Source organism: Gluconobacter sp. P5B12 (assembly GCF_018812035.1).
GTDB lineage: Bacteria > Pseudomonadota > Alphaproteobacteria > Acetobacterales > Acetobacteraceae > Gluconobacter.
The window spans coordinates 159,151-181,185 of the sequence record NZ_JACRVV010000001.1 but is presented as its reverse complement, the minus strand read 5'-3'; the positions used below and the strand labels follow the sequence as shown (position 1 = coordinate 181,185).

The following is a 22,035-nucleotide window of genomic DNA, read 5'->3' as shown; positions in this document are numbered from 1 at the left end:
AGACAGTCCCTAAAATTAGAACCGCTGATCAATGCCGGTCAGGATGGTACGACGCAGGCCATACTGTGGCGCCCCCACGCCAATGCCGCTGCCGTCACGCAGCAGGTACGTCCTGTCGAACAGATTGGTGACATCCAGACGAAGCTGCGTCTGCTTCAGGAATGGAACGTGGAACAGATCCTTGAAGGACTGAACCAGAGACAGATTGAATGTCGCATACTGCGGCACAGAAGCACCATTCGGCGTCGCGCCATCAGCTCTCAGACCACTTCCATAAACCATTGTCGCAGACAGGCGCAGCGGGTGGCCGGTTCTGTAGAAAGCCGTGTAGCTTGTCCCCGCAGACGCCGTCCAACGTTGGTCATGATCAAGATGCACCCAGCGGTTCTTGATGTAAGACAGATCTTCAGGATCGAAGTTCCACTCACCCGACACCACGTCCTTGCCAATGGCACGTGACCAGGAGAAATTGCCATAAACACTGAAGGCGCCACGCGTGTAATCCGTGGAGAACTCGTATCCGTGCACCTGTCCACGACGGTAGTTGAACACTGACAGAATAACAGGCGAGCCAAACTGCCCCTCATCAATCATGTTCTTCGCCAGTTTGACGTAGGCATCAAACGAAGCGTGCCAGCCTGGCAGGATCGTTTGAGAGAAACCGGCGTCAAAGTAGTGATCGCGCTCAGACTTGACCGTGCTGTTCTTGTAATTGGCAGGCTCAGCAGAGGTTCCCGTGTATTTATACAAAGCCGTTCCGGTCACGAGTTCAAACGGCGGCGGCGTGAAGTAACGGGAATAGCCCGCATGGAAGGTTCCACCGTGCCAAGGCTTGTAAACGATATTGATACGCGGGCTGACCTGCTTTGAATGTGTGTATTCATCCACACCATCAAACCGCAGACCATAATTGATGGTCAGGTTCTTGATCGGACGCCATTCATCCTGAGCGTACAGCCCGTACATCCAACCCGTACGGCCGGAGCCATCATGGATGTTCGCCGTATCGCCGGAGTAAACAGCGTTGCCGTCCTCGTCCTCACCGGACTGCGTATAAACTGTTGAGTCAGACTTGGACGTATTACGCTCAACATAGATCTGATAGCCGAAACGAACGGTATGATTTCTTGCAGCCTGCCAGGTTGCATCCGTCTGTGTTCCGGTTGAGAAGACGGATCGCGCAGCACGCTGTGCAATGCCGTTATATACCAGATCGCCTAGCGGATCAGGTGAGTATCGCAGAGAGCTGTATCTCAGCACGGCGGACGTCTGGAAACTGAGACGCCCCATATCCTTCTGCAAGGAAAGTATGCCGAAATCCGTGATTTCCTTCTGGTGCTCGCTCAGGCTGCTGCTGTCCCCTGTGCCATACTGGCTCTGGGACAGGGTGCTTCCGAGATAGGACGGATTGGCGAACTGGCGCTGCTGACCCGGATTGTTCGGGAGCTGATACTCAGCATTCGAAACACCGGCGGTTAGACTGATCCGGGTATTTTCATCAACCGTGTACCGAGCATGCCCCAGGAAGTGGTACTGGTTCGTCAGATCGTGGATCGCATTGAAGCTGGGGGTCGTGTTTTCAATGCCAACACGGTTGTGAATATAGTCAGCGGTAGCAAACCAGTCCCACTTCCCCTTGTGGCCACCATATTGCAGTGACGGAAAGAAATAGTCCCGGGCGCCGCCATAAATGGAGACACTACCGCCCGCATCGGAATAGCCATTCTTGGTGTTGATATCGATCACACCGGCCTGAAGAAATCCGTACTCGCTGGGAAGCGCGCCCGTCGTGAGGGACATGGAATGTGCAAAGCGGGTCATGAGCGCCTGACCGAAAACACTCATGCCTTCTGGCAGCGCCACACCATCCAGACGGAACTGGACTTCGTTATGGTCGCCACGGATATGAATCTGACCGTAGCTGTCCTGCGCGACGCCTGGTGCCTGAAGAAGAACAGACGTCAGGGGCGCGTTATCGCCACCCGGATTAGTCTCGATGTCCTGACGGCTGAAACGATAGGTCGTGGCCCCTGTGGAAGACTGAAGAGCGTCCCGGGCCCGTTCCAGATGAGCATTGACGACAAGATCGTCTTCACCTGTGCGGCTCGTTTCCGTCACGGTCGTTCCGTGCTGGTTGTCAGAATGACCGAAACTGGAACGAGAGGTTTCCGTATCGGTACCTGTCGTTCCAGCCGTTGTTTCCTGAGCATGAGCAGCGCCACACAGAGCCGTCGTGCATCCAAGAAGCACAAGGAAAGATCGGGCAGACACAAAAGGCAGCATGAGGTCCTCAACAGACGAAAGGTATTTTCAGCGCCAACTCTCTATTATGTTATATCATAACAGATCAAGCAGAAGCGGACCTTTTTCCTCCTGATTGTTTGCTCTGGCATCCCGGTGAGATATAAAAGCCACAATTCTGCCGCTGCCCGGCATTTTCCTTTCAGAAGAGCATCTTTTTCCATGGCGTTTCGCAGGGTTCTTTTTCTTGGCGTCAGTCTCCTGGGAGCGTCTTCAGTTCTCGCGGCAGCGCCTCCTGTTCAACACAATAAGAAACAGCGTCACGCTGCTCCAAAATCTCTTGAAGCTCATACGGACGAAACCATTAAAGTCAGCATCAAGAGAACGGATTTTGCATTTCAATCTGCCCAGAAACAGCCGGATGCCGATACCCGCCTGACTGCGGAACGCCTGATCGAGCGTGGTGTCGTGACGTTGCGCGACGTCGAGCGCGTGGCACCCAACCTGACCATTCAGTCCATCAACGGAACGGCTTCCACGAATTTCTACCTTCGCGGCGTGGGCTTTAACGACTTTACCCAGAATAATATCCCAACCGTTCTGACCTATTTCGATGACGTGCCTTTCGCGTTCTCAACCATGGCCAGCGGCCTGATGTTCGATCTGGCAGACGCGGCCGTCACACCAGGCCCGGTCGGCACGACACATGGACAGTCGGACACTGGCGGTGAAGTGCGCTTCCGTACGGCGGACCCGACCAGCAGCTGGCATTACGGAGCCAGCGAAGATATCGCCTCCTATGCCCGTAGCCGAAGCGAGGCCTATGTGTCAGGCCCGCTGGCGAAAGGACTCGATTTCCGACTTGCGGGTCAGACACGACAGGGCGGTGGCTGGCAGACCAACCCCCTGACGGGGGCTCATCTGGGCGATGCAGATTCCTGGGCTTTACGTGGAAAGCTGCGCTGGCGCCCTGACAGCCGGACCACAATCATGCTGTCAGGTCACTTTGTGCAGGACAACAGCGAGCTCGTCGCTGGCGTTCCGGTGCACCGCCTGATTGGCTCTCAGGGACTACCCTCACTGGAACATCAACAGGCAGAATGGTCTCTACGACCTCAGTTTGCCGATCTGATCGGGCGCCCCCGTAGCCTCAAACCAAGTGAACACAATCAGTTCTGGGGCTGGGATCTGCATATTGACCGTGATCTCGGCTTTGCAAAAATTACGTCCGTCAGTGCCTTCGAGACAGAACGGCAAGGGGAATATACGGATCAGGACGGCACAGCCGCTTCGCAGGCCGATACATATCGAACGATCAGCGCGAACGCTTTTACGCAGGAGTTGCGCCTGTCTTCAAACGATCCGAACAGCCGTTTGCAATGGGTTGTCGGAGCATTTTATCAGCGCAGCCGGATGAAACAGCGCTTCCTGTTCGATTACACAGACTACTCGGCCCGCGGCTATATGATGTCCACCAATTTCGGCATGAATCAGGAAAGTACATCCGAATTTGGTCACATCAGCTATCGCCTGCCGCATAACGTCACGCTTTTTGGTGGCCTTCTGCATGAAATCGACGACCGCGCACTCACAGGTCTGAAATCAGAAATTTTCGCTGGCTCGACACATATCTTCCAGCCTGAGAGCACTGCCTCTGCCCAGTTCGCAGGTCAGGTTGGAGTGTCGTGGCAGATGCTGCAGAGTACGATGGTGTACTACAAGCTGAGTAAGGGCTTTAAACCCGGCGGCTTCAGCGCCAACAATACTCAAATTCAGGCCCAGCTTGATCCGTTCGGCCCGGAGACAGTCCTGACCCACGAGGTCGGCTTCAAAAGCGATCCAATCCCGGGAAAGCTCCGCCTGAATGGTGCGGCATTCTATAATGATTTCCACGGGCAGCAGGTTGTCGGAACCGTGATGATTCCGAATTACGGGCCACTCAGCGAGATTACCAATGTTCCCAAGTCAGAGAGTTGGGGCTTTGAAGGCACCCTGGAAATGCACCCGGTTCGGCATGTTTTTGTCACACAGAACATTGGCTGGCAGCGTGGAAATTATCAGGATTTCCCGAACGTCAATCGGGCTGCCACGAACGCTTATTATGCCAGAACAGGCGTCTGGAAGGCCATCAACAACAATTTCGCTGGGGTTGATAACGGTCAGCCAAAACTCACCCTGAACGGACAGGCAGAGTGGCGGCAGGCACTGACTGACCACCTGGGGTTGGATATTGGCCCGGATTGGTCTTATCGCGGCAGTCAGGCCATTGCCGTAGGAGGAACCGGCTTCTATCGCCTGCCTCCCTACTTCCTACTCGGCGCCCATGCGACCCTTCGCCCCTCATCCGGGCACTGGGAAGCAACGATTTACGCCTCGAACATTCTGAACCGCCAGTATTTCGAAAGCGGAGGAATGGCGACAACAACGTATTTCTACATTCCCGGCACACCACGCTTCATCGGCGGCCGCGTCTCCTGTGGCTTCTGAAACGCTCCGCTTGGAACCCGCCTATTGGCGCGTTCCAATCAGGCAACGGACCAGAGCCTTGAGATCCCGGATATTGACTTCGGTTTCAATGCTCTGGCTCCACAACGTATCCATGGCACGAAAGTGGATGGTGCTGAGAATCACATCCAGAACCGTATCCGCCGGATAACAGAAAGCTTCTTCATCGCGCTTTTTTGCGCGCTCAAGAAAGCGATGCATTTGCTGTCGGGCCGGCTCAATACTGACTTCGCGCAGCACAGTCCCGAACTCCGGGTTATGCACGGCTTCACCTAGGAGCGTACCGTATGTGCGGCCCAGCGGCGTTGCCAGAAAGCGGATACGCGCTTCGATCAGCTGATCGACATCTCCCAGAAAACTGCCTGTATCGATTTCAGGCGTGAGGCTGAACTTCCATTGACGGATGGCATCAAAGAACATGGCCTGCTTGGTAGGCCAGCGACGATAGACCGTGGCAGTAGAAACACCGGCCTCTTTGGCCACTTTTCCGATCGTGAGGCCCTGATACCCTTCTTCTGTCAGGACCGCGGCAATCGCTGAAAGAATCGTATCCTTCAGCAGAAGATTGATTGGCCTGCCCGGTGAGCGACTGACCCTCATATCTGCCAGATGCGGCGGAAAAGCTTCCTTTACCGCTAAAGATGATGACTGGGACATGCCCTGCCTCCCTGATTGAATAAGGTCTTGTCTCTAGCCTTAACGAAACCGAGAGGCTTTCCACAAGCCTTAAGATTGGTGCGTTTCTCCTAAAAAACACCCCTCATGAAATTGTGAGCAGTGACCGGGAAAGTTAAGACCACCTCATTTCTGTCTGGTTGGGACAGTATAGCGAAGTGTGTCCAACCTCTTTATAGATTTCTGCCAACGCGAGCCGGACTTTGCGATCAGGCGCCCGACCCGTCTGCATTGCAATTCTGGAAACATTGGGAAGAGTGAAACATGGCTATCGTGCGGGTTGTGATGATGCAGCGGGACGAAGGTACAGCCCTGGCGCGATGGATCACGCATTACGCATGGCTCTTTGGTTTCGAAAACCTCACCATCCTTGATAACGGCTCAGTCGATCCGCAGACACTTTCCATTCTCGACGCCGTTGAAAAGCAAGGCGTCACAGTCCGACGGGATCTGAACCAGTCGCATGATTTTCATCGGAAAGGTGGCCATCTAACCCGGATCATCCAGGGATGGGACGGGCTTTACAATTATGATTTCGCTTTGCCGGTGGATTGCGATGAACTGCTTGCTGTCTTTACCGAAGATGGCCTCTCTTTGGACAAGACTGCCATTCATGAAGCTTTTGACGCGCTAAAGGGTACGGATTGCGCGCTCAGAATTGATACATCCCTTTTCAATGTCCCAGGCCGGCCCGGCTGGTATGCTCCTATCAGGCACTTTCACAAGGGATTTGTAGCGGCCAAGACAATTTCCATCTGTGATGATGGGCAACATGAACCACGATCAGCGGTTCGGGATGAGTTCAAAAGCACCGCCTTCACCTATTTGCATAACCATCATCTTCCCTACACCGACTGGAGAGAACGCCTGAAAAACAAGGTTTCCGGGCTTGTCGATGTGAATGATGACGCTGCCCTACGCGCCTACCTGACCCAACCTCACGCCGAAGGCGCTCATGCTGTTGAGGCACTTCTGGTGACGCCTGAAGAGTATATGCATCTGTATGATGACAGCGTGCGTGTCTTCGTAGGCGTTGGCTCAACACCGATTACTTTTGTTGAAGGTCCAGAGGTGAAGACGACGGTGTGGAACACCGACGCTTATCTGGCAGCCCATCCCGACGTAAAGCAGCACTATACGATCGGCGCGCTCCAGCATTATCTTCGCGATGGCTTCAGGGAAAAACGCCCTCTCACAGCATGACACACACGACGCTGAGCGGACTGGGCCGATCAATTAGAAGGTTGGCGGCGTACACGAACTGATCACTTCACAGGCTTCCTCGCTAATACAGCGGAAGCGATGGGGTTTGCGGCTATCAAAATAGTACGCGTCTCCCGGACCGAGAATATGTGACTGGTTTTCTACCGTCACCTCGACCTGACCACGAATAACAACACCAGCTTCCTCGCCGTCGTGTGCATAGGCAACACCTGTATCGGCCCCAGGCTCATAACGCTCGTGCAAGACCTGAAGCGAGCGACCAAACAGGTTTCCTCCAACCTGTCGCAGGGAGATGCCGCTCTGCCCGATCTCAGTCAGGTCTTCGGCGGAATAAAAGTATTTTTCCTGCCCTTCCGTCTCGAAGCTGAAGAAATCTCCGAGTGTGACAGGAATGCCGTCCAGAACGCGTTTCAGCGTCCCAATCGAAGGATTCATGTCCCCCGACTCAATCAGTGAAATTGTGGAATTGGTGACACCGGTGCGCTTGGCCAATTCGCGCTGGGAAAGATTTTTTGCAACACGAACAAGTCGCAACCGCTGACCAACATCCGTCACCATTCATTCTCCCACTCACCTGACATTCCATCTCAGTATGTCATAACGATTTAGGAATGGAACACGGAAAAATACTGTTTCACCAACGAGATGCTGGCAAACTGCTTTTTCCGCACTCCCATTTTTCATTGATGCCCCCGGAGCCAACACAATGAAGTATGCGTGTTGAGCGAGGGTTCTTTTTCAAACAGCCCCCGTCTACCTACCCAGGATGTAATATTTTCCGCAGACGGAATTATAATGAATTTAGATGCGAAATTCTTTCGAAAGTCTCGCAGACAAACGTTTCACGAAACAAGCCGGTTCATAGATCAAAGAGCGGTAAGACTTCGCCAGATCATATACGTGGCCACTACGAAGATCACACCAGCAAAAAACGTCGTAAGCGCGCCCCCTGCTCCAGCCAGACGTCGGGCCGCAGAGGTTCCAAGCGTACTACCAAGTACACCTCCCAGAACGAAAAGCGCGCCCATCGTCCAGTCAACATACCCCGACAACATATAACTTAGGGCGGTACTCGCCCCAAAAGCGGCCACTGCAACCAACGATGTTCCGATTGCATTCAAAATTGGCATTCTCGTGCAGGCAACCAGCGAGGGGACAATGAGAAACCCGCCGCCGATGCCAAAAAAGCCCGACAGAAGCCCCGTTACCGTTCCGCTTGCCATGACCTTGGGCATATTGTCGCGATTACAGGCTGCCCCAGCGATGCCCGGATTCCGCCGTCCCCGCAGCATTAGAATACCCACGACAATCATCAGCACCGCAAAGCAAAGCAGTAGTTTTTGCCCGTCAACAGCCTTGCCCAGCGCAGCACCAACCAAGGCTCCCACCACACCAAATGGCGCGAAAACTGCTGCGCAACGCCATTTAACGGTTTTCTGCCGGGCATGACTGACAAGCCCTGCCAGCGCATTGACGGCGACTGCCATCGCACTCGTCCCGATCGCGACATGGGGGTTTTTCACCCCCACGACATAGACCATCAGTGGAACAGCCAAAATAGAGCCACCGCCGCCGATCAATCCCAGCGTAAAGCCGATAATGACGCCACAGAACAGTTCAAGCGCGATTTGCATCAAAGCAGCCAATACTTACTTTTTGCCGGACTTCAGAGCCTTCGGAGCCACAAAGAGCTCATGCCCCTTGAGCATGCCTTTCCAGTAAAGAGCCGGCATGATGTATTTTTTAAGCCACCAAGCGAGACGGGTCGCTTTCTGGCCATTGAGCAGCCACTTCGGCAGCGCCGGCGCCAACTTCCCACCATAGGCGAACTCAGCAAGAACAATCTTGCCGTTCTCAACGGTCAATGGGCATGCACCATATCCGTCATATCCAGACACCGGGCTCTTACGCTCCAGGAATGCCAGAACGTTTGTAGCAACAACGGGAGCCTGCACACGCACAGCTGCCGCCGTCTTGGCGCAGGATGCTCCAATCACGTCACCAAGAGCGAAGACCTGCGGATACCGGACATGCTGGAGCGTCTCCGGATTCACCTCAACAAAACCGTCCGACCCGGCAATGGCGCTCTCTCGCACAACCTTGGGAGAAACCTGCGGCGGCACGACATGCAGCATGTCAAACGTGCACTCCACGCGCTCCACGCCAGCATCCGTCTTCCGCTCAAAAACAGCCGTCCGTGCAGGACCATTCACTTCAACAAGCCTTGAGCCCAGATGAAGTGCGATACCGTAATCCCGCACATAATCCATCAAAGACGGCACAAACTCTTTCACCCCGAACAGACCCGGCGTTGCCGTATTGAATTCGACGGAGATATTCTTCAATACCCCCCGACGACGCCAGGCGTCACTGGCCAGATACATGGCCTTTTGTGGAGCGCCAGCACATTTGATCGGCATAGGCGGCTGCGTGAAAATCGCCTTACCGCCTTTGAGCTGTTCAACCAGCTGCCACGTGTAAGGCGCCAGATCAAAGCGATAGTTGGACGTCACTCCATTCTTGCCAAGCGTTTCGCTGAGACCAGGGATAGCATCCCAGTTCAGGGAAATGCCTGTCGCTACAATCAGAGCATCATAGGACAGAACCGTGCCGTCCTTCAGCACGACCTCACGCGCCTCGGGTCGAAAAAGCTCAACAGACGTTTTCAGCCAAACGGCGCCTTTGGGAATCAGGTCCTGTTCCCGACGTCGTGTCTGCGATGCCTTGAAAACACCGCCACCTACAAGCGTCCAGCCCGGCTGATAAAAATGCTCTTCGGAAGGCTCGACAATACCAAGAGCGAGGGTGGAGTTACGTTTTAGCAGACTGGCAGAAACGGAAAGGCCGCCCGCACCGCCACCAATAACCAGAACCTGGAAATGCCGAGCGCCTTCACGAGCAGCCATAGTCGGAGCAGGCACAGCCTCAAGACGCGATTTCAGTCCACCCAGATCAATACCGGCCCGTGCGGCTTCCGCCAGAATCTCCGCAGCAGGACGAGTACCCGCTTCAGCAAGCGCCCAGATCTGTGCTGCGCGCGTTCCCGAGCGACAATAGCCAACGACTGGAGCGGGAAGTGACGCAAGTGCTTCTCTAGCCTGCAAGACCTGAGCATCACTCGGCACCGTTCCGGCCTTCACCGGAATGGCCAGAAACGCCAACCCTTCTGCCTTTGCTGCGGCCTCTACAGCAGCGGCATCGGGCTGGTCTGGCGCCTCACCATCCGGGCGAAACGAAACAATACTCCGAAATCCTTCCGCTTTGAGGTCCGCAACATCCTGCGGCGTGACCTGAGGGGAAACAGCGTAGCGATCCGTAAGAGAAGTGGTTGGCATGACGTGCTCTCCGACAAAAATATCTTGGTAGATCAACCTGCTCAGAGGCGATTAACGGGTATCTTGATGTAGCTGATGCCGTCAGCTTCCGGCTCCGGCATGTGACCGCCGCGCATATTGACCTGCACTGAGGGCATCAGGAGTTTCGGCATGGCAAGAGTAGCGTCCCGCGTTGTGCGCATCGCCACGAAATCTTCCTCACTAACTCCATCATGAACGTGAATGTTGTGCTCACGCTCCAGAGCCACCGTGGTTAGCCAAGCGTACTCGTCGCGCTCTGGCGCCTTATAGTCATGGCACAGAAACAGACGTGTTTCCGGAGGAAGAGACAGCAGACGGCGAATGGAATGGTAAAGCTGGCGCGCGTCCCCACCGGGGAAATCCGCGCGGGCTGTCCCGAAATCCGGCATGAAAATCGTGTCGCCCACGAAGGCACAGTTTCCAATTACGAACGCCATGTCCGCAGGTGTATGGCCTGGTACATGCAACACCGTGACCGGCAGGTCACCAATAGAAAAAGTCTCGCCATCATGAAAAAGGTGGTCAAACTGGGATCCATCCCGCGCAAACCGGGTGCCTGCGTTGAAGATCTTTCCAAACACATTCTGGACCCGCACGATGTTCGCGCCAATTCCCAGCTTGCCGCCCAACTGTTCCTGTAACCACGGGGCTGCAGACAAATGATCGGCGTGCGCATGGGTCTCCAGCTGCCAGTCAACAGACAGCCCTTCCCGACGCACATAATCCACAATCGCCTGCGCAGAGCCATTGGACGTCCGACCCGCAGCGGCATCGTAGTCCAGTACGCTATCCAGGATCGCAGCACGCCTGGTGCCCGGGCAGTGAACAACGTGACTGGCGGTATTTGTCGCTTCATCGAAGAACGTGCAAACTACAGGAGATGGAACCTCACCACTCTGCACACGTCCGATCTGGGCAGTTGCAGCTTCAATGGCAGCATCAGGCATGACGTTTTCACCTTTGGAGTTACAGTTTCCAAGAAAACAATTATATGTTTAATAAAGTCATAAACTATCAACAGTCAAGACCCAGACAGGCTGGATACAGCATCATGACAGGCCCCCTCACTGAAGACTCCGCCTTTTTTCCCCTTCGCATTGGCGACGAAGCCCCAGACTTTACGGCCCGCACGACCCACGGTGAATTCGTTCTCAGTTCACTCAGAGGCCGGTGGGTCATGCTGTTTGCACACCCAGCGGATTTTACCCCCGTATGCACCAGTGAGTTTATTGCTTTTGCTAAGGTAGAAACCTTTTTCCGAGAGCGAAACTGCGTTCTCCTCGGGCTATCCGCAGACAGTCTTCCCGCTCATCTGGCATGGATTACGGCCATTGAAGATCGTTTCAATGTCCGCATTCCCTTTCCGATTGTGGAAGACCCATCCATGGAAGTCGCCCGCGCCTATGGCATGATGGATCTGGAAGCACAGGACAGCGCCACGGTGCGTTCCGTCTTCTTCATCGATCCAACAGGCATCATTCGCGCCATTCTGAGTTATCCGGCCAGCGTTGGCCGGTCAGTGGCAGAATTGCAGCGTATGCTTTCTGCCCTGCAGGAAGTTGATCGCTCCAACGTCCTGACACCTGAAGGCTGGCAGCCAGGTCAGGCTGCCATAGCGCCTCCTCTCCAGACCCAGGAAGCAGTTCAGAAAGCAGGTCCGAACTGGTTCCTTCAGCCGAAAAAGCCGCGCCCATGACTCTTCTTGCCCTTGAAGAAAGCCGAAACCTCGCTGAGTGGCTGCGCCTGCTCGCCCAGCCACAGCGCCTCATGATTCTGTCCGCCCTGCTAGATGGCTCCCATGCCGTCAGTGAGATCGAAACCATGACGGGCATAGGCCAACCGACCCTGAGCCAACATCTTGGCACACTCCGCCGCAGTGGACTGATTGAGTCCCAGCGAGAGTCCCGCGCCATCAGCTACTGCATGGCTGATACGCCAGATGCTGCGCGCGCCAGAATGCTCATCATGACGCTTCGTCCTGACGGACTGGCAGTCTCACCAACTGCAACCACTCCACTACGAAAATCCAATACGCAGCGCTCTTCGCTTGAAGGAGCAAGATTTGCCCGCATCGTCCGCCCACTCCCCCGGTGATCAGAATGCGGACCGCATAGGGCTCTTTTTCAACATAAAAACAGCCGGAAACTGTCCCGCTTATCAGACGCTTTTATACGGAATAAGGAGAAGGTTCATGACCCGTTACCTGATGCTTCTGGCCTGCCTCACCGGTTTTGCCACCCTGTCTGGCACTGCGTCAGCCGCGACACGCGATGAGCAGAAACAGGCGTGCCAAGGCGATGCCATCCGCCTGTGCACTTTTGCCATCCCCAACGAAGCCAAAATTACGGCCTGCATGAGGAAGAAGATGGATCAGCTCAGCCCGAAATGCCGGGCAATGTTTGAACCTGTTCCCCAGAAAAATACCGCTACGACAAAACCTAAAAACTGAGACGTTTACCCTCTTGTCGTAATTGTGAAGATAGGCGGAGAGTGAGCGAGCCAGTATTTACCTGAAACACCGACACGAAGGAGCCTTCGCGTTCTTCAGTCAGGATTGCACGAAGGCAGCGTTTTCATTATTGGATAACATATGAAAACAACCCGTCAGTACGGTCGTCGCAAGGTTACGCTCAAGGATGTAGCGGCACAGGTCGGGGTGTCTCATACGACAGTCTCGAACGCTTATATCCGGCCGGGTCAACTCTCGGCTGCGCTGAGGGAAAAGATCTTCGCGGCTGCGCAGGAGCTGGGATATACAGGCCCTGATCCAGCAGCGAAGCAGCTTGCAACCGGGCATTCCGGTGCTCTGGGCTTCCTTTTCAGTGAAGACCTTCCATACGCATTCTCTGATCCGGCTGTTCTGGCAGTTCTGAATGGCGTCGCGAAAAGCTGTGACGAAATGGAAACCGATCTCGCCCTGATTTCAGCAGGCAGCAGCCTTCGCAACATGAACACACCTGTTTCGCTCGGCAATGCTGCAGTCGACGGATACATCCTCTATTCCGTGGCCCCCGACAGTCGATGCGTTCTGATGGCGCAACAGCGAAACGTGCCACTCGTTGTGGTGGATCAGCCTCGTTTGGACAACGTGCCATATGTTGGTATCGATGATCGCGGAGCAGCCTACAACGCTGCAAAAACGCTTCTTGAGCTGGGACACCGTCGCTTTGGTATCCTGTCTCTCAAAACAGCCCATGACGACTATTTCGGCATTCTGACTGCCAAGCGTCGTGCCAATATTGCCCACAGCACGATTGCCATGCGCCTGGAAGGGTATCTGACAGCTCTGCAGGAAGCGGGCATCGCGCCTGAAAATGTGCCTGCTTGGGAAATCCCGATCAACTCTGAAGAGTCCGGCGCGGAAGGTGCGCGCTTCCTGCTGAACCGTCAGAATGCACCAACAGCCATTCTGGCGATGAGTGACCGCGTCGCGATTGGCGCCATGCAGACGATCCGTGCCGCGGGTCTCAGCATTCCTGAAGACGTTTCGATTTTTGGATTTGATGACATCCCCGCCGCTGCCCTGGCGGACCTCAGCACGATCCGCCAGCCTCACGAACGCAAAGGCATGGAGGCAGTCCGTCTCCTGACCCAGCAGGACGGCGGGCAGAACAAGAACGTCATTCTGGAAACAGAACTCGTCACCCGCGGCAGTATTGGTCCAGCCCCGAAGGGCTGAACCACACCGTATCAGCGAGCGACGTTCAGCAGTTCGGCAATACTGTCGATCCGGAAATCCGGTTTGAGGTCGATGCACTGGGTAGCAGACCCGTGCCCGTAACTTGCCCAACAGGACGCAATCCCACTATTGCGGGCAAACCCGAGATCGGCAGCCGTATCGCCGACCATCAGGAAATCTGATGCGGGGACTTCGGGGAATAACGGGCGCACACGGTCCGTCATGACGCGGGGATCTGGCTTATGAGGATAGTCTGGTTCGGAACCCATCACATTGCTGATCCAGCCACCCAGACCAAAGCGCTCAATGCTGGCATGGACAGTGGGAGCATGCTTGTTGCTCAAAATGACAAGCGTCGCCCCTGCAGCCTTCAGGTCATCAAGTACTGACTTGACCCCATCAAACAGAACGGTCTCTTCCTGATCAGCCCTGGGATAATATGTCCGATAATGACGGACAAAAGCCTGCGCAGCATCTGCCTCACTGTCAGGAACGATCGCCTGAAACAGTGTTTGAAGCGTCCCTCCCTTTGAAAGCTGATGCTTCAGAACGTCTGATGAAGGACCTTCGTAGCCACTGGCTTCGAAGGCTTCCTTCAGGCTGCGAAGAATGGCCGGCTGCGTTTCCGCCAGTGTACCATCGTAGTCGAGAAGAACGATCGGGAATCTTGTCATCCCCTTTTGTCACCCTGTTCGCAAAGGAAATCCAGCCCTCCCCTCCCTACTCGGGACGGCGCCCAAGAAGGCGGCAAAGGGCTGACACTGTATCCGCATGATTCAACGTATAGAAATGGAATTGCTCCACCCCTTCAGCCTTGAGAGTCTGGCAGAGACGGTCAGCAACAGTGGCTGCCACAAGAGCACGCGTCTGCGGCGTCTCATCCAGACCATCGAACAGATCGCGCATCCACTGCGGAACATTCGCGCCGCACATCTCTGCAAATTTCCAAGCCTGCGCAGCACTTCCCACTGGCAGAATACCAGGAACGACCGGCCGGTCTATTCCAATCGCGGCAGCGCGGTCCCGGAACCTGAGAAACGTTTCCGCGTCAAAGAAGAACTGCGTTAGTGCCCGATCTGCACCGGCATCAATCTTTGCGCGGAGATGCTCCAAGTCTGCCTGAGGACTCAGGGCTGCCGGATGCGTCTCCGGATAGGCTGCAACGGAGATTTCAAAAGGCGCAATATCTTTCAGCCCTCGAACCAGATCTACGGCACCTGCATATCCTTCCGGGTGAGGCTCATATACCCCACCCGCTGAGGGTGGCGGATCGCCGCGCAGAGCTACAATATGCTTCACGCCCGCATCCCAATATGCATGCGCCACTGCGTTCACGTCTTTTTTGGATGCGCCTACACAGGTCAGATGCCCTGCCATTGGCACGCCGGTTTCCCGAACCATCTCCTTCAGGGTGGCTAAGGTGCGGTCTCGTGTTGAACCGCCTGCCCCATACGTGACGGACATAAACTGCGGACCGAAACCTGCGAGTGTCTTTGCATTGGCAAGCAAAGTGGCCGCAGATTTCTCTGTCTTGGCTGGAAAAAACTCGAACGAAATTGCGGGCAGAGGCCCTGTCTGTGCAGGCATCATGCCAGCTCCTTGTTCAATAATTCAAATCAGTTGGGGCGTTGGCCAAGCCAGAGCTTGACGGTCAGTTCGCCTGCAAGAGCGACAGGTGCTGCGGAGATTAAGCCGGCAGCCTGAAACCACGCGGCAATCTGCGCATCTGTAAATCCAAGCCGGACATGCGCGTCCCGTGTGCGAAGCTCCTCCCGGTTATGGGAGGCAAAATCGACAACCAACAACCGACCCTTGGTGTCCAGAATGCGTGCAGCCTCTGCAATCACAGCCGCAGGATGCTGCGCGTAGTGCAGAACCTGATGCATGACCACAACATCGGCTGAGCGATCCGGTAAAGGTAGCACCTGAAAATCTGCCTGTCGCAGATCAGCCTGCTCCAGCCCCGCTGCCGCAAGTTTCGTACGGGCAAGACGCAGCATGGCCGGACTGCGATCAAACCCGATGACTGTACTTGCTCCTGCTCCAAGCAACTCCATCATGCGCCCGGTTCCGGTGCCGATATCCACAAGCCTGCCAACCGGAGACACGGACAGCCTCTTCACGATGGCCGCTTCGACTTCCCGTTCAGAAACATGCAACGAGCGCAGTGCATCCCACTCCGCCGCATGGGTCTCAAACCAGTCTTCTGCGGCAGTAGCGCGAACGTTTCGGATCGCTTGTAAACGAATACGATCCGCGTGGATTTCCGCAGGCTCACGCATTGTCCACCGATCAAGCGCCATGAAGACAGGCTCCAGAACGTCCGTGGCACCCAACGTCAGAAAAACCCAGCTTCCTTCCTTGCGACGTTCAATCAGAGCAGCATCGGCAAGAATTTTTACGTGCCGTGAGACGCGAGGCTGGCTCTGCCCCAGAACCTGCGCCACCTCACCGATGGACAGTTCCATTTCATGCAGAAGAGCCAGAATCCGCAGACGGGTCTTATCTGCGAGGGCCTGAAAGATGGTAAGCGCTTGCTCCATGGGGATTACATATAAGGAGTTCTTTATATGAGCAAGATCATTAGGCTCTTTCTGAAAACCCACCATTCATGAGACTTGTCATAGGTTTTATGGTTAGTTCCACACGTGACATGACCAAGACGCAAACCGAGGCAGTTGGTATTGAGATGCGCCAAGACTACATTTGATCGCCTGGACCGGCTCTTCTTTCCGTTTACGAGCAGATTCGGAAGGGTCTGAGACAAAAAGGCCCAGACTGACCAACCATGTCTGTTCTGGATCTGCCAGAAAATGCTGCTCCGGCGTTCAGGAACGCAGGACAGCGTGGGCTGCCACAGCCTACTTCCATGCGCCCGCAAAAGAGCCAACAGATGGGGTGGTCATCCACCCCACCTCACACGCACTGACCTGAAACCAGATACAGCTTGCCCCCTAGGCGCGCATTCTACGCCAGACCTATCCTCAGAACAGGAAGGCAAAGCACGCCATGAAACATTAGTTCTGGCTTGCAACCAGCGCTTTGATCCCTGGAAGAATGGCAATCAGCAGTCCCCCTGGAGGCTGCTCGCGCCTCAGGGACAACAAATGGTTGGATGAATTGTGGAACAGTTCTTCCTGTGCAGCGATCAGGTGCTGCGCATCCAGACGCCAAGCTGTTCCTGATGCTCCATTCAAAACATTCAATCCTGCATTGGAGAGGGCTGCAACCGTATGAGATACGGGTGTGACTTCCTCAAGGGCAGGCACATCTGCGGCAATCGTGACGAAAGCTTCATCATTGCCAGCCCAGCTTGCCAGCATGGCCTTCAAGGGAGCCTTCAGACTCTTTTCGCCCGCAACATACCGTCTCACCATGTCGTTGAAGCGGATAGCCGCAAAAGCATCCGGATTAGCAATCGCGATCGGAGCCGACAGCATGGCATCGCCACTTTTGGAGGCCAGACGATTCAAGGCGTAATTGCGCACCGGAACCGTAACGCTCAAAAGCGTGGAGAGAGGGCCGGTATGCGCAGGTGCCAAAGCCTCCTTCAACGCATTTTCATGCTGCGCGGCTTGCAAACCTGTTGATTGGAGTTCTGCCATGATCACAGGCAGCCGGCGCTCCAGATCATCCACATCCCGCACGTTTTCAGAAGACCAGAATCGTTCGGCCAGAGCTGCAGTACGAGGCCACAAACGGGCATCCAACATGTTTTCGGAGACAACTTCCGTCCAGAGTGCGGCTTCTGCACCCAGAACCATTTTCTTCTGGTCATCGGTCAAAGGCGCTGCATTCGGGTCCTGGATGAAAGCCTGAAGCAGCGGGGTGATCTTCGGATGTGTCTCTGCCAGTTCTTCCGGCGTGATGCCATTCGCCTTGGTGTCATACGGATCAATGGCGTAATGCGTCCGGGACGGAGTCAACATATCCAGATAATAGCCCGAAGACACGACAACCGGATGCCCGGCCTGTGTGGCAGAACCCGTCCACTTTGAGCCGCGCCACCCCTCAACAACAACGTTTTTAGGAATTGGCGCTTCGCTGACTTCGTCCCACCCGATCATGACGCGGCCCTGGCTGGACAGGATTTTTTCCACCTGCGCCGTGAAGGCTGCCTGAAGAGCTGGTGCATCCTTGTATCCATGCACCTTCATATAGGCCGCAATTTTTGGATTACTGGTCCACTGAGAGCCCAGAACCTCGTCACCACCCGAATGGAAATAATGATCCGGAAAGAGTGTTTCCATTTCCGCATAAAGCGCACGAATGAATGTCAGCGTCTTGGGATTGGTCGGGTCCATCGCCGGGTTGTTCAGGTTTTCACCAACGGCGTTGACCTCCGGCAGTGTCTGGGCCGCCAGTTCCGGATAGGCCTGCAACACCGCAAGCGCATGACCCGGCACGTCAAATTCAGGCACAACGCGGATACCGCGATCCGCAGCATATGCCACAATGTCTCGAACCTCAGCTTGCGTATAAGACTGCCCGTGCGATCCAACGCTCGTCAGCTTCGGGAAAACACGGCTCTCCACACGGAAGCCGGTCCCGTCATTCAGATGCCAGTGAAGCACGTTAAGCTTCAGAAGCTCCATGGCATCAAGCTGGCGTTTGACGGTCTCTACAGAAGCGAAATGCCGGGACACATCCAGCAGAAGGCCACGCCATGCAAAGCGTGGAGCATCATCAATATGCAGCCGTTCTACCACAACCCCATCTGATGTTTTCTGAACAAGCTGCAGGAATGTAGCCAGCCCATGCACAACGCCTGCCGGTCCATCAGCTTCCAGATGGGCGCCATCCGCTGATGTCGTGAGAGCATAATGCTCTTTGGCCCCAACCGTGAGATAGGCCGGATCATAGGCTGCGCTGATATGCAGAACGTATGGGCCACCATGCGCAGAAGATGCGCCTGTCAGAGCACCAAGCCGTTGAGAAAAACGGGCTGCAGCTCTTTGCAAAAGGGGGGACGGCGGGGTGGCCCAGACAATCCGGACACCTCCTGCAAGGGATGCAACACCATTGGACGCCGAGACGGATTGCGGCACAGGCATCAGAGCAGGTGCCGCCTGGGCCATGCCTCCAAAAACCGTGCCCGCCAGCAAAGCACTCCCCAAACACACTTTCTTCCAGAAAGAACCATAAGGGAAAGACGTGGTCCGGGTCATTCAAGGCTTCCTTGCAGTTACGGATCAGTATCTGAAACGATTTTTACCGTATCACTCTGCCTTATCGTGTCACTCCGGCGGCAGAGCTGCAAGCATGCGACGCGCATCCTCAGTCCGGAGCGTAATGCCGTAAAACTGACGATAGAACTGCTGCATCTTTGCAATCATTCCGACCTCGTCCACATGACCCGCCTGAACAATCTGGCGTGCCCAGTCGACCTGCAAAAGCAATTCAGGGCTGTACCGATCCCACGGGAAAATTCCTGCCGGATTGCGGTAAACACGGCCTGCTTTGACAGCAGCGAGCTGAGACCAGACGCCATCGTTGGCAAGCTGGGCAGGATCTCCTGCATTGGCGCCCACAATAATAATGTCCGGGTTCCAGGAGAGCACCTGCTCGACAGCGACAGGCTGCTTGTTTCCATGCACGCCCACAGCCGCATTACGTCCACCAGCAGAACGGATCCACTGATCGATAATGCTTTGATCTCCATCCACGCGCAGAGGTTTCAGAGATTCAACGTGAAGGACTTTGGGCCCTTGCGGGTTGGTTGCAGCCTGCGAAATTTCCTTGAGGAAAGCCACACGATAAGCCTGCGCGCGCTGCGTCGCCAGGGGCGTCTGAAGAAGGGTGGCCGTGCTATCCACACATTCCAGAAGCCCTATAAAACGATCAAAGCCCTCAGGCACAACATGCAGACCAACCTTGGAGAGCGCCGCGACGGAATGGCTCGACGCAGTGACAAACACCAGATCCGGCGCGAGACGTAAAAGCTCTTCTCCGTTCAGATTCCCCGGATCCAGCGGCTGTGCTTTGGAAAGCGACGGCACCAGACGGAACATCCACGGCATGATTGATGGCTTGGCGACTGTTGCGATGATCTTGTCCTGCGCGCCGAGCATAATGAGCGTGGCGTTATGGGCATACCATCCCTCCACCAGACGTGTGGGAGGAGCAGCGAATGCTGTGGTGGCCATGAGTGAAAGACCCAGAAGCCCTCCAGCCAGTCGAGACAGTCTCATCATTCACTCTCCTCACGATGGAAAAAACGTTTCCCGGCATGATCAATCTGCGCCAGAGGAACACCATAAAGACGGGACATCCGCTCAGCCGTCACAATAAGCTCGGGTGGGCCGTCCGCCACAATTTGCGCTTCTTCTAAGATAAGGGCGCGATGGCCCGCGGAAAAAAATTCTTCAGGCCGGTGGGACGTCAGAAGAATGAGATGTCCTTCAGCGGCCAGTTCTGCAAGCAGACTCATCAAACGAAGCTGATGACCATAGTCCAGACCGCTCATTGGCTCATCAAGAAGAAGCCCGACAGCTTCCTGTGCAAGGGCCCGCGCCAGTACGACACGCTGCTTTTCGCCGCCGGATAGTTCAGTCACCGGACGCTCTGCCAAGGCCAGAAGTCCCAGACGATCCATGGCCTGATCAACGCGGAGCCGGTCTTCCGCTCCGAGGCGCCCTGCCACGCCATGATGGGGAATACGCCCCAGTTCAACCATCCGCCGGACCGTGTAAGGAAACGTCATCGCGTGTGCCTGAGGCACATACGCCAGACGCCGCGCCACGTCTAAAGGCCGCAAAGATGATAACAGCGTACCTTCCAGATAAACCGCACCGGACGTCGGTTTAAGCACCCCCATCAGAATGCGCAAAAGGGTGCTCTTACCCGCGCCATTGAGGCCAAGAAGCCCAATCAGTTCACCACGCTGGAACGTCAGGCTGACATCATTCAGCACCACGGATCGAGACGATCGTTTCAGCGTAATACCCTTGCAGGACAGAAAATCGCCACTCATGTCGCGTCTCCGCGGAGACGACGGAGCACGAGAATGAAGGCAAGTGCACCGAAAAGCTCCGTCATGATCCCGAGTGGTACTTCCCCGGAAGTCAGGCTGCGCGACACGGTATCTGCCAGCAGAACGCCGGCGGCTCCCAACAAGGCACAAACCGGCATCATCCGCCGATGCTCCGCACCCGCCAGCATTCTGGAAATATGAGGCACCAGAAGTCCGACCCAGCCAATAATACCCGCCATGGAAATCGTCATGGCACAGGCCAGCGTCGCAAGCAGAATGACGAAAGGCCGCATAATCTGAATAGGAACCCCAAGGCTCCGCGCTTCATCGTCTCCGAGAGAAAGTACATCCAGTAACGGGGCAAGTAAAACCAATACGGAAACCAGAACAAGCACTGGAACAGTCAGCCAGGAAAGCTCTTTCCATCCCGTCTGAGACAATGTCCCCAGTAACCAGTTCACAACAGCAGGCAACTGATCCATCGGATCGGCAGTGTATTTCACAAGAGACAGGAGCGCTGTGAAAACGGCATTGGCCACAAGGCCACCCATCAGCAATGTCAGGAGGCCGCCCTGTGGCAACAGACGGGAAATGGAAATTCCAGACCCCACGGCCACGACACCACCAGCAAAAGCACCGATCTGAATCCATGCAGGGGACGCACCCCACACAATCATGAGTGCTGCTCCAAACGCGGAGCCACTCAGAACACCCAGAAGGTCAGGCGAAACAAGGGGATTTCGAAGGACAGCCTGATAGGTTGCGCCACCGCAGGATAGCGCACTTCCCACCAGAATTCCGGCCACAACCCGCGGCAACCGAACCTGCTGAACCACAGCATCGGCAACAGGATCAAGCCCACCCCAGAGGTGAAGCAACCGCCCAAGCACCATCACCACACGATGCGGAGACAGCGGGTAACGGCCGCAGCACAGGGCCAACACAATGGACAGCAAAAGAGCCCCGCCCGCGAGGCTCCGGACATATGCCGGACGATTGAAAATGAGCCGCCCTTTCACACACAGGATCTGCCCTACTCTACTCCGGCACAGACGCACTCGGAAACAGGGCACGTTTTCTTTCCATGCGACAGGATTGCGAACAGTCCCGGAAGAACCCATTCATTTTGGCACTGGGTGACAAAATATTCAATCAGGCCGAATCGTTTTTTCAAGAGTGAACAGACAATGACACACCGATATAGGACCAATAAAATCCCTATTTTGAAATATGAATATTGGCGCATCATCTCGTAAATTTGAGTGAACACCCTCCCCATTTGTGTGACATTGAAACCCATCCCCGATGAAAACTGCACTTTGACCACGCGCAGGCCGAATTTTGAGTTATCTCAATCTTCCCTTTCTGGCGCCCGTGCCATA

Annotated in this window: 19 protein-coding genes; 6 read left to right on the top strand and 13 right to left on the bottom strand. The window is 55.2% G+C overall.

Annotated elements, in window-relative coordinates:
- Positions 1 to 15: 15 nt before the first annotated feature.
- Positions 16 to 2,283, bottom strand: coding sequence for a TonB-dependent receptor (locus KP702_RS00735; RefSeq protein WP_202206297.1), 2,268 nt, complete (start codon positions 2,281 to 2,283; stop codon positions 16 to 18).
- A gap of 180 nt (positions 2,284 to 2,463) precedes the next feature.
- Here KP702_RS00735 and KP702_RS00730 point away from each other — a divergent pair, with 180 nt between their 5' ends.
- Complete coding sequence (locus KP702_RS00730) at positions 2,464 to 4,728, top strand: TonB-dependent receptor (protein WP_215768355.1); 2,265 nt, start codon at positions 2,464 to 2,466, stop codon at positions 4,726 to 4,728.
- A 21-nt stretch (positions 4,729 to 4,749) separates the two neighbouring features.
- Here the strand turns inward: KP702_RS00730 and KP702_RS00725 are convergent, their stop codons facing one another.
- On the bottom strand, positions 4,750 to 5,403 hold the full coding sequence (locus KP702_RS00725; RefSeq protein ID WP_202206295.1) for a TetR/AcrR family transcriptional regulator: 654 nt from the start codon (positions 5,401 to 5,403) through the stop codon (positions 4,750 to 4,752).
- A 282-nt stretch (positions 5,404 to 5,685) separates the two neighbouring features.
- On the opposite strand from KP702_RS00725, the gene KP702_RS00720 reads away from it, so the two are divergent.
- On the top strand, positions 5,686 to 6,624 hold the full coding sequence (locus KP702_RS00720; protein WP_202206294.1) for a glycosyltransferase family 2 protein: 939 nt from the start codon (positions 5,686 to 5,688) through the stop codon (positions 6,622 to 6,624).
- Positions 6,625 to 6,657: 33 nt separating this feature from the next.
- Here the strand turns inward: KP702_RS00720 and KP702_RS00715 are convergent, their stop codons facing one another.
- The 4 genes from KP702_RS00715 to KP702_RS00700 all read right to left on the bottom strand — a co-directional run bounded on the left by KP702_RS00715 (position 6,658) and on the right by KP702_RS00700 (position 10,948).
- A complete protein-coding gene (locus tag KP702_RS00715; protein ID WP_202206293.1) occupies positions 6,658 to 7,203 on the bottom strand; it encodes a cupin domain-containing protein in 546 nt (181 codons plus the stop codon).
- Between the two features lie 308 nt (positions 7,204 to 7,511).
- Complete coding sequence (locus KP702_RS00710) at positions 7,512 to 8,279, bottom strand: sulfite exporter TauE/SafE family protein (protein WP_202206292.1); 768 nt, start codon at positions 8,277 to 8,279, stop codon at positions 7,512 to 7,514.
- Between the two features lie 15 nt (positions 8,280 to 8,294).
- Positions 8,295 to 9,980, bottom strand: coding sequence for a bifunctional protein tyrosine phosphatase family protein/NAD(P)/FAD-dependent oxidoreductase (locus tag KP702_RS00705; RefSeq protein WP_202206291.1), 1,686 nt, complete (start codon positions 9,978 to 9,980; stop codon positions 8,295 to 8,297).
- 41 nt (positions 9,981 to 10,021) lie between these two features.
- Positions 10,022 to 10,948 (bottom strand): MBL fold metallo-hydrolase, encoded by a 927-nt coding sequence (locus KP702_RS00700; protein ID WP_202206290.1) that lies wholly within the window; start codon positions 10,946 to 10,948, stop codon positions 10,022 to 10,024.
- Positions 10,949 to 11,052: 104 nt separating this feature from the next.
- Between KP702_RS00700 and KP702_RS00695 the strand changes: the two genes are divergently transcribed.
- The 4 genes from KP702_RS00695 (at position 11,053) to KP702_RS00680 (ending at position 13,680) form a co-directional block, all read left to right on the top strand.
- A complete protein-coding gene (locus KP702_RS00695) occupies positions 11,053 to 11,697 on the top strand; it encodes a peroxiredoxin (RefSeq protein ID WP_202206289.1) in 645 nt (214 codons plus the stop codon).
- A complete protein-coding gene (locus KP702_RS00690; protein ID WP_202206288.1) occupies positions 11,694 to 12,095 on the top strand; it encodes a helix-turn-helix transcriptional regulator in 402 nt (133 codons plus the stop codon). Before KP702_RS00695 ends, KP702_RS00690 begins: the two co-directional genes overlap by 4 nt.
- 97 nt (positions 12,096 to 12,192) lie before the next feature.
- The gene (locus KP702_RS00685) at positions 12,193 to 12,450 is read left to right on the top strand and encodes a hypothetical protein (RefSeq protein WP_202206287.1); all 258 of its coding nucleotides are present in this window, start codon (positions 12,193 to 12,195) and stop codon (positions 12,448 to 12,450) included.
- A 141-nt stretch (positions 12,451 to 12,591) separates the two neighbouring features.
- Positions 12,592 to 13,680, top strand: a complete 1,089-nt coding sequence (locus KP702_RS00680; RefSeq protein ID WP_202206286.1) for a LacI family DNA-binding transcriptional regulator — start codon at positions 12,592 to 12,594, stop codon at positions 13,678 to 13,680.
- A gap of 11 nt (positions 13,681 to 13,691) precedes the next feature.
- Here the strand turns inward: KP702_RS00680 and KP702_RS00675 are convergent, their stop codons facing one another.
- The 7 genes from KP702_RS00675 to KP702_RS00645 all read right to left on the bottom strand — a co-directional run bounded on the left by KP702_RS00675 (position 13,692) and on the right by KP702_RS00645 (position 21,726).
- The gene (locus KP702_RS00675) at positions 13,692 to 14,354 is read right to left on the bottom strand and encodes an HAD family hydrolase (protein ID WP_202206285.1); all 663 of its coding nucleotides are present in this window, start codon (positions 14,352 to 14,354) and stop codon (positions 13,692 to 13,694) included.
- Between the two features lie 46 nt (positions 14,355 to 14,400).
- A complete protein-coding gene (gene metF, locus KP702_RS00670; protein ID WP_202206765.1) occupies positions 14,401 to 15,267 on the bottom strand; it encodes a methylenetetrahydrofolate reductase [NAD(P)H] in 867 nt (288 codons plus the stop codon).
- Between the two features lie 29 nt (positions 15,268 to 15,296).
- Positions 15,297 to 16,223, bottom strand: coding sequence for a metalloregulator ArsR/SmtB family transcription factor (locus KP702_RS00665; protein ID WP_202206284.1), 927 nt, complete (start codon positions 16,221 to 16,223; stop codon positions 15,297 to 15,299).
- A gap of 474 nt (positions 16,224 to 16,697) precedes the next feature.
- A complete protein-coding gene (locus KP702_RS00660) occupies positions 16,698 to 18,848 on the bottom strand; it encodes a beta-N-acetylhexosaminidase (RefSeq protein ID WP_202206283.1) in 2,151 nt (716 codons plus the stop codon).
- A gap of 69 nt (positions 18,849 to 18,917) precedes the next feature.
- Positions 18,918 to 19,874, bottom strand: a complete 957-nt coding sequence (locus tag KP702_RS00655) for an ABC transporter substrate-binding protein (protein ID WP_202206282.1) — start codon at positions 19,872 to 19,874, stop codon at positions 18,918 to 18,920.
- The gene (locus KP702_RS00650) at positions 19,871 to 20,653 is read right to left on the bottom strand and encodes an ABC transporter ATP-binding protein (protein ID WP_202206281.1); all 783 of its coding nucleotides are present in this window, start codon (positions 20,651 to 20,653) and stop codon (positions 19,871 to 19,873) included. Before KP702_RS00650 ends, KP702_RS00655 begins: the two co-directional genes overlap by 4 nt.
- Entirely contained in the window at positions 20,650 to 21,726 is a 1,077-nt protein-coding gene (locus KP702_RS00645; protein ID WP_237389813.1) for an iron ABC transporter permease, read from the bottom strand. The genes KP702_RS00650 and KP702_RS00645 overlap by 4 nt, the downstream gene beginning before the upstream one ends.
- Between the last annotated feature and the right edge of the window lie 309 nt (positions 21,727 to 22,035).

Coding starts and splice junctions, on each gene's coding strand:
- KP702_RS00725 (WP_202206295.1), bottom strand. CDS start 5,403: ATGTCCCAGTCATCATCTTTAGCGGTAAAGGAAGCTTTTCCGCCGCAT.
- KP702_RS00685 (WP_202206287.1), top strand. CDS start 12,193: ATGACCCGTTACCTGATGCTTCTGGCCTGCCTCACCGGTTTTGCCACC.
- KP702_RS00675 (WP_202206285.1), bottom strand. CDS start 14,354: ATGACAAGATTCCCGATCGTTCTTCTCGACTACGATGGTACACTGGCG.
- KP702_RS00710 (WP_202206292.1), bottom strand. CDS start 8,279: ATGCAAATCGCGCTTGAACTGTTCTGTGGCGTCATTATCGGCTTTACG.
- metF (WP_202206765.1), bottom strand. CDS start 15,267: ATGCCTGCACAGACAGGGCCTCTGCCCGCAATTTCGTTCGAGTTTTTT.
- KP702_RS00705 (WP_202206291.1), bottom strand. CDS start 9,980: ATGCCAACCACTTCTCTTACGGATCGCTACGCTGTTTCCCCTCAGGTC.
- KP702_RS00655 (WP_202206282.1), bottom strand. CDS start 19,874: ATGATGAGACTGTCTCGACTGGCTGGAGGGCTTCTGGGTCTTTCACTC.
- KP702_RS00715 (WP_202206293.1), bottom strand. CDS start 7,203: ATGGTGACGGATGTTGGTCAGCGGTTGCGACTTGTTCGTGTTGCAAAA.
- KP702_RS00730 (WP_215768355.1), top strand. CDS start 2,464: ATGGCGTTTCGCAGGGTTCTTTTTCTTGGCGTCAGTCTCCTGGGAGCG.
- KP702_RS00700 (WP_202206290.1), bottom strand. CDS start 10,948: ATGCCTGATGCTGCCATTGAAGCTGCAACTGCCCAGATCGGACGTGTG.
- KP702_RS00660 (WP_202206283.1), bottom strand. CDS start 18,848: ATGACCCGGACCACGTCTTTCCCTTATGGTTCTTTCTGGAAGAAAGTG.
- KP702_RS00695 (WP_202206289.1), top strand. CDS start 11,053: ATGACAGGCCCCCTCACTGAAGACTCCGCCTTTTTTCCCCTTCGCATT.
- KP702_RS00650 (WP_202206281.1), bottom strand. CDS start 20,653: ATGAGTGGCGATTTTCTGTCCTGCAAGGGTATTACGCTGAAACGATCG.
- KP702_RS00665 (WP_202206284.1), bottom strand. CDS start 16,223: ATGGAGCAAGCGCTTACCATCTTTCAGGCCCTCGCAGATAAGACCCGT.
- KP702_RS00680 (WP_202206286.1), top strand. CDS start 12,592: ATGAAAACAACCCGTCAGTACGGTCGTCGCAAGGTTACGCTCAAGGAT.
- KP702_RS00735 (WP_202206297.1), bottom strand. CDS start 2,283: ATGCTGCCTTTTGTGTCTGCCCGATCTTTCCTTGTGCTTCTTGGATGC.
- KP702_RS00690 (WP_202206288.1), top strand. CDS start 11,694: ATGACTCTTCTTGCCCTTGAAGAAAGCCGAAACCTCGCTGAGTGGCTG.
- KP702_RS00720 (WP_202206294.1), top strand. CDS start 5,686: ATGGCTATCGTGCGGGTTGTGATGATGCAGCGGGACGAAGGTACAGCC.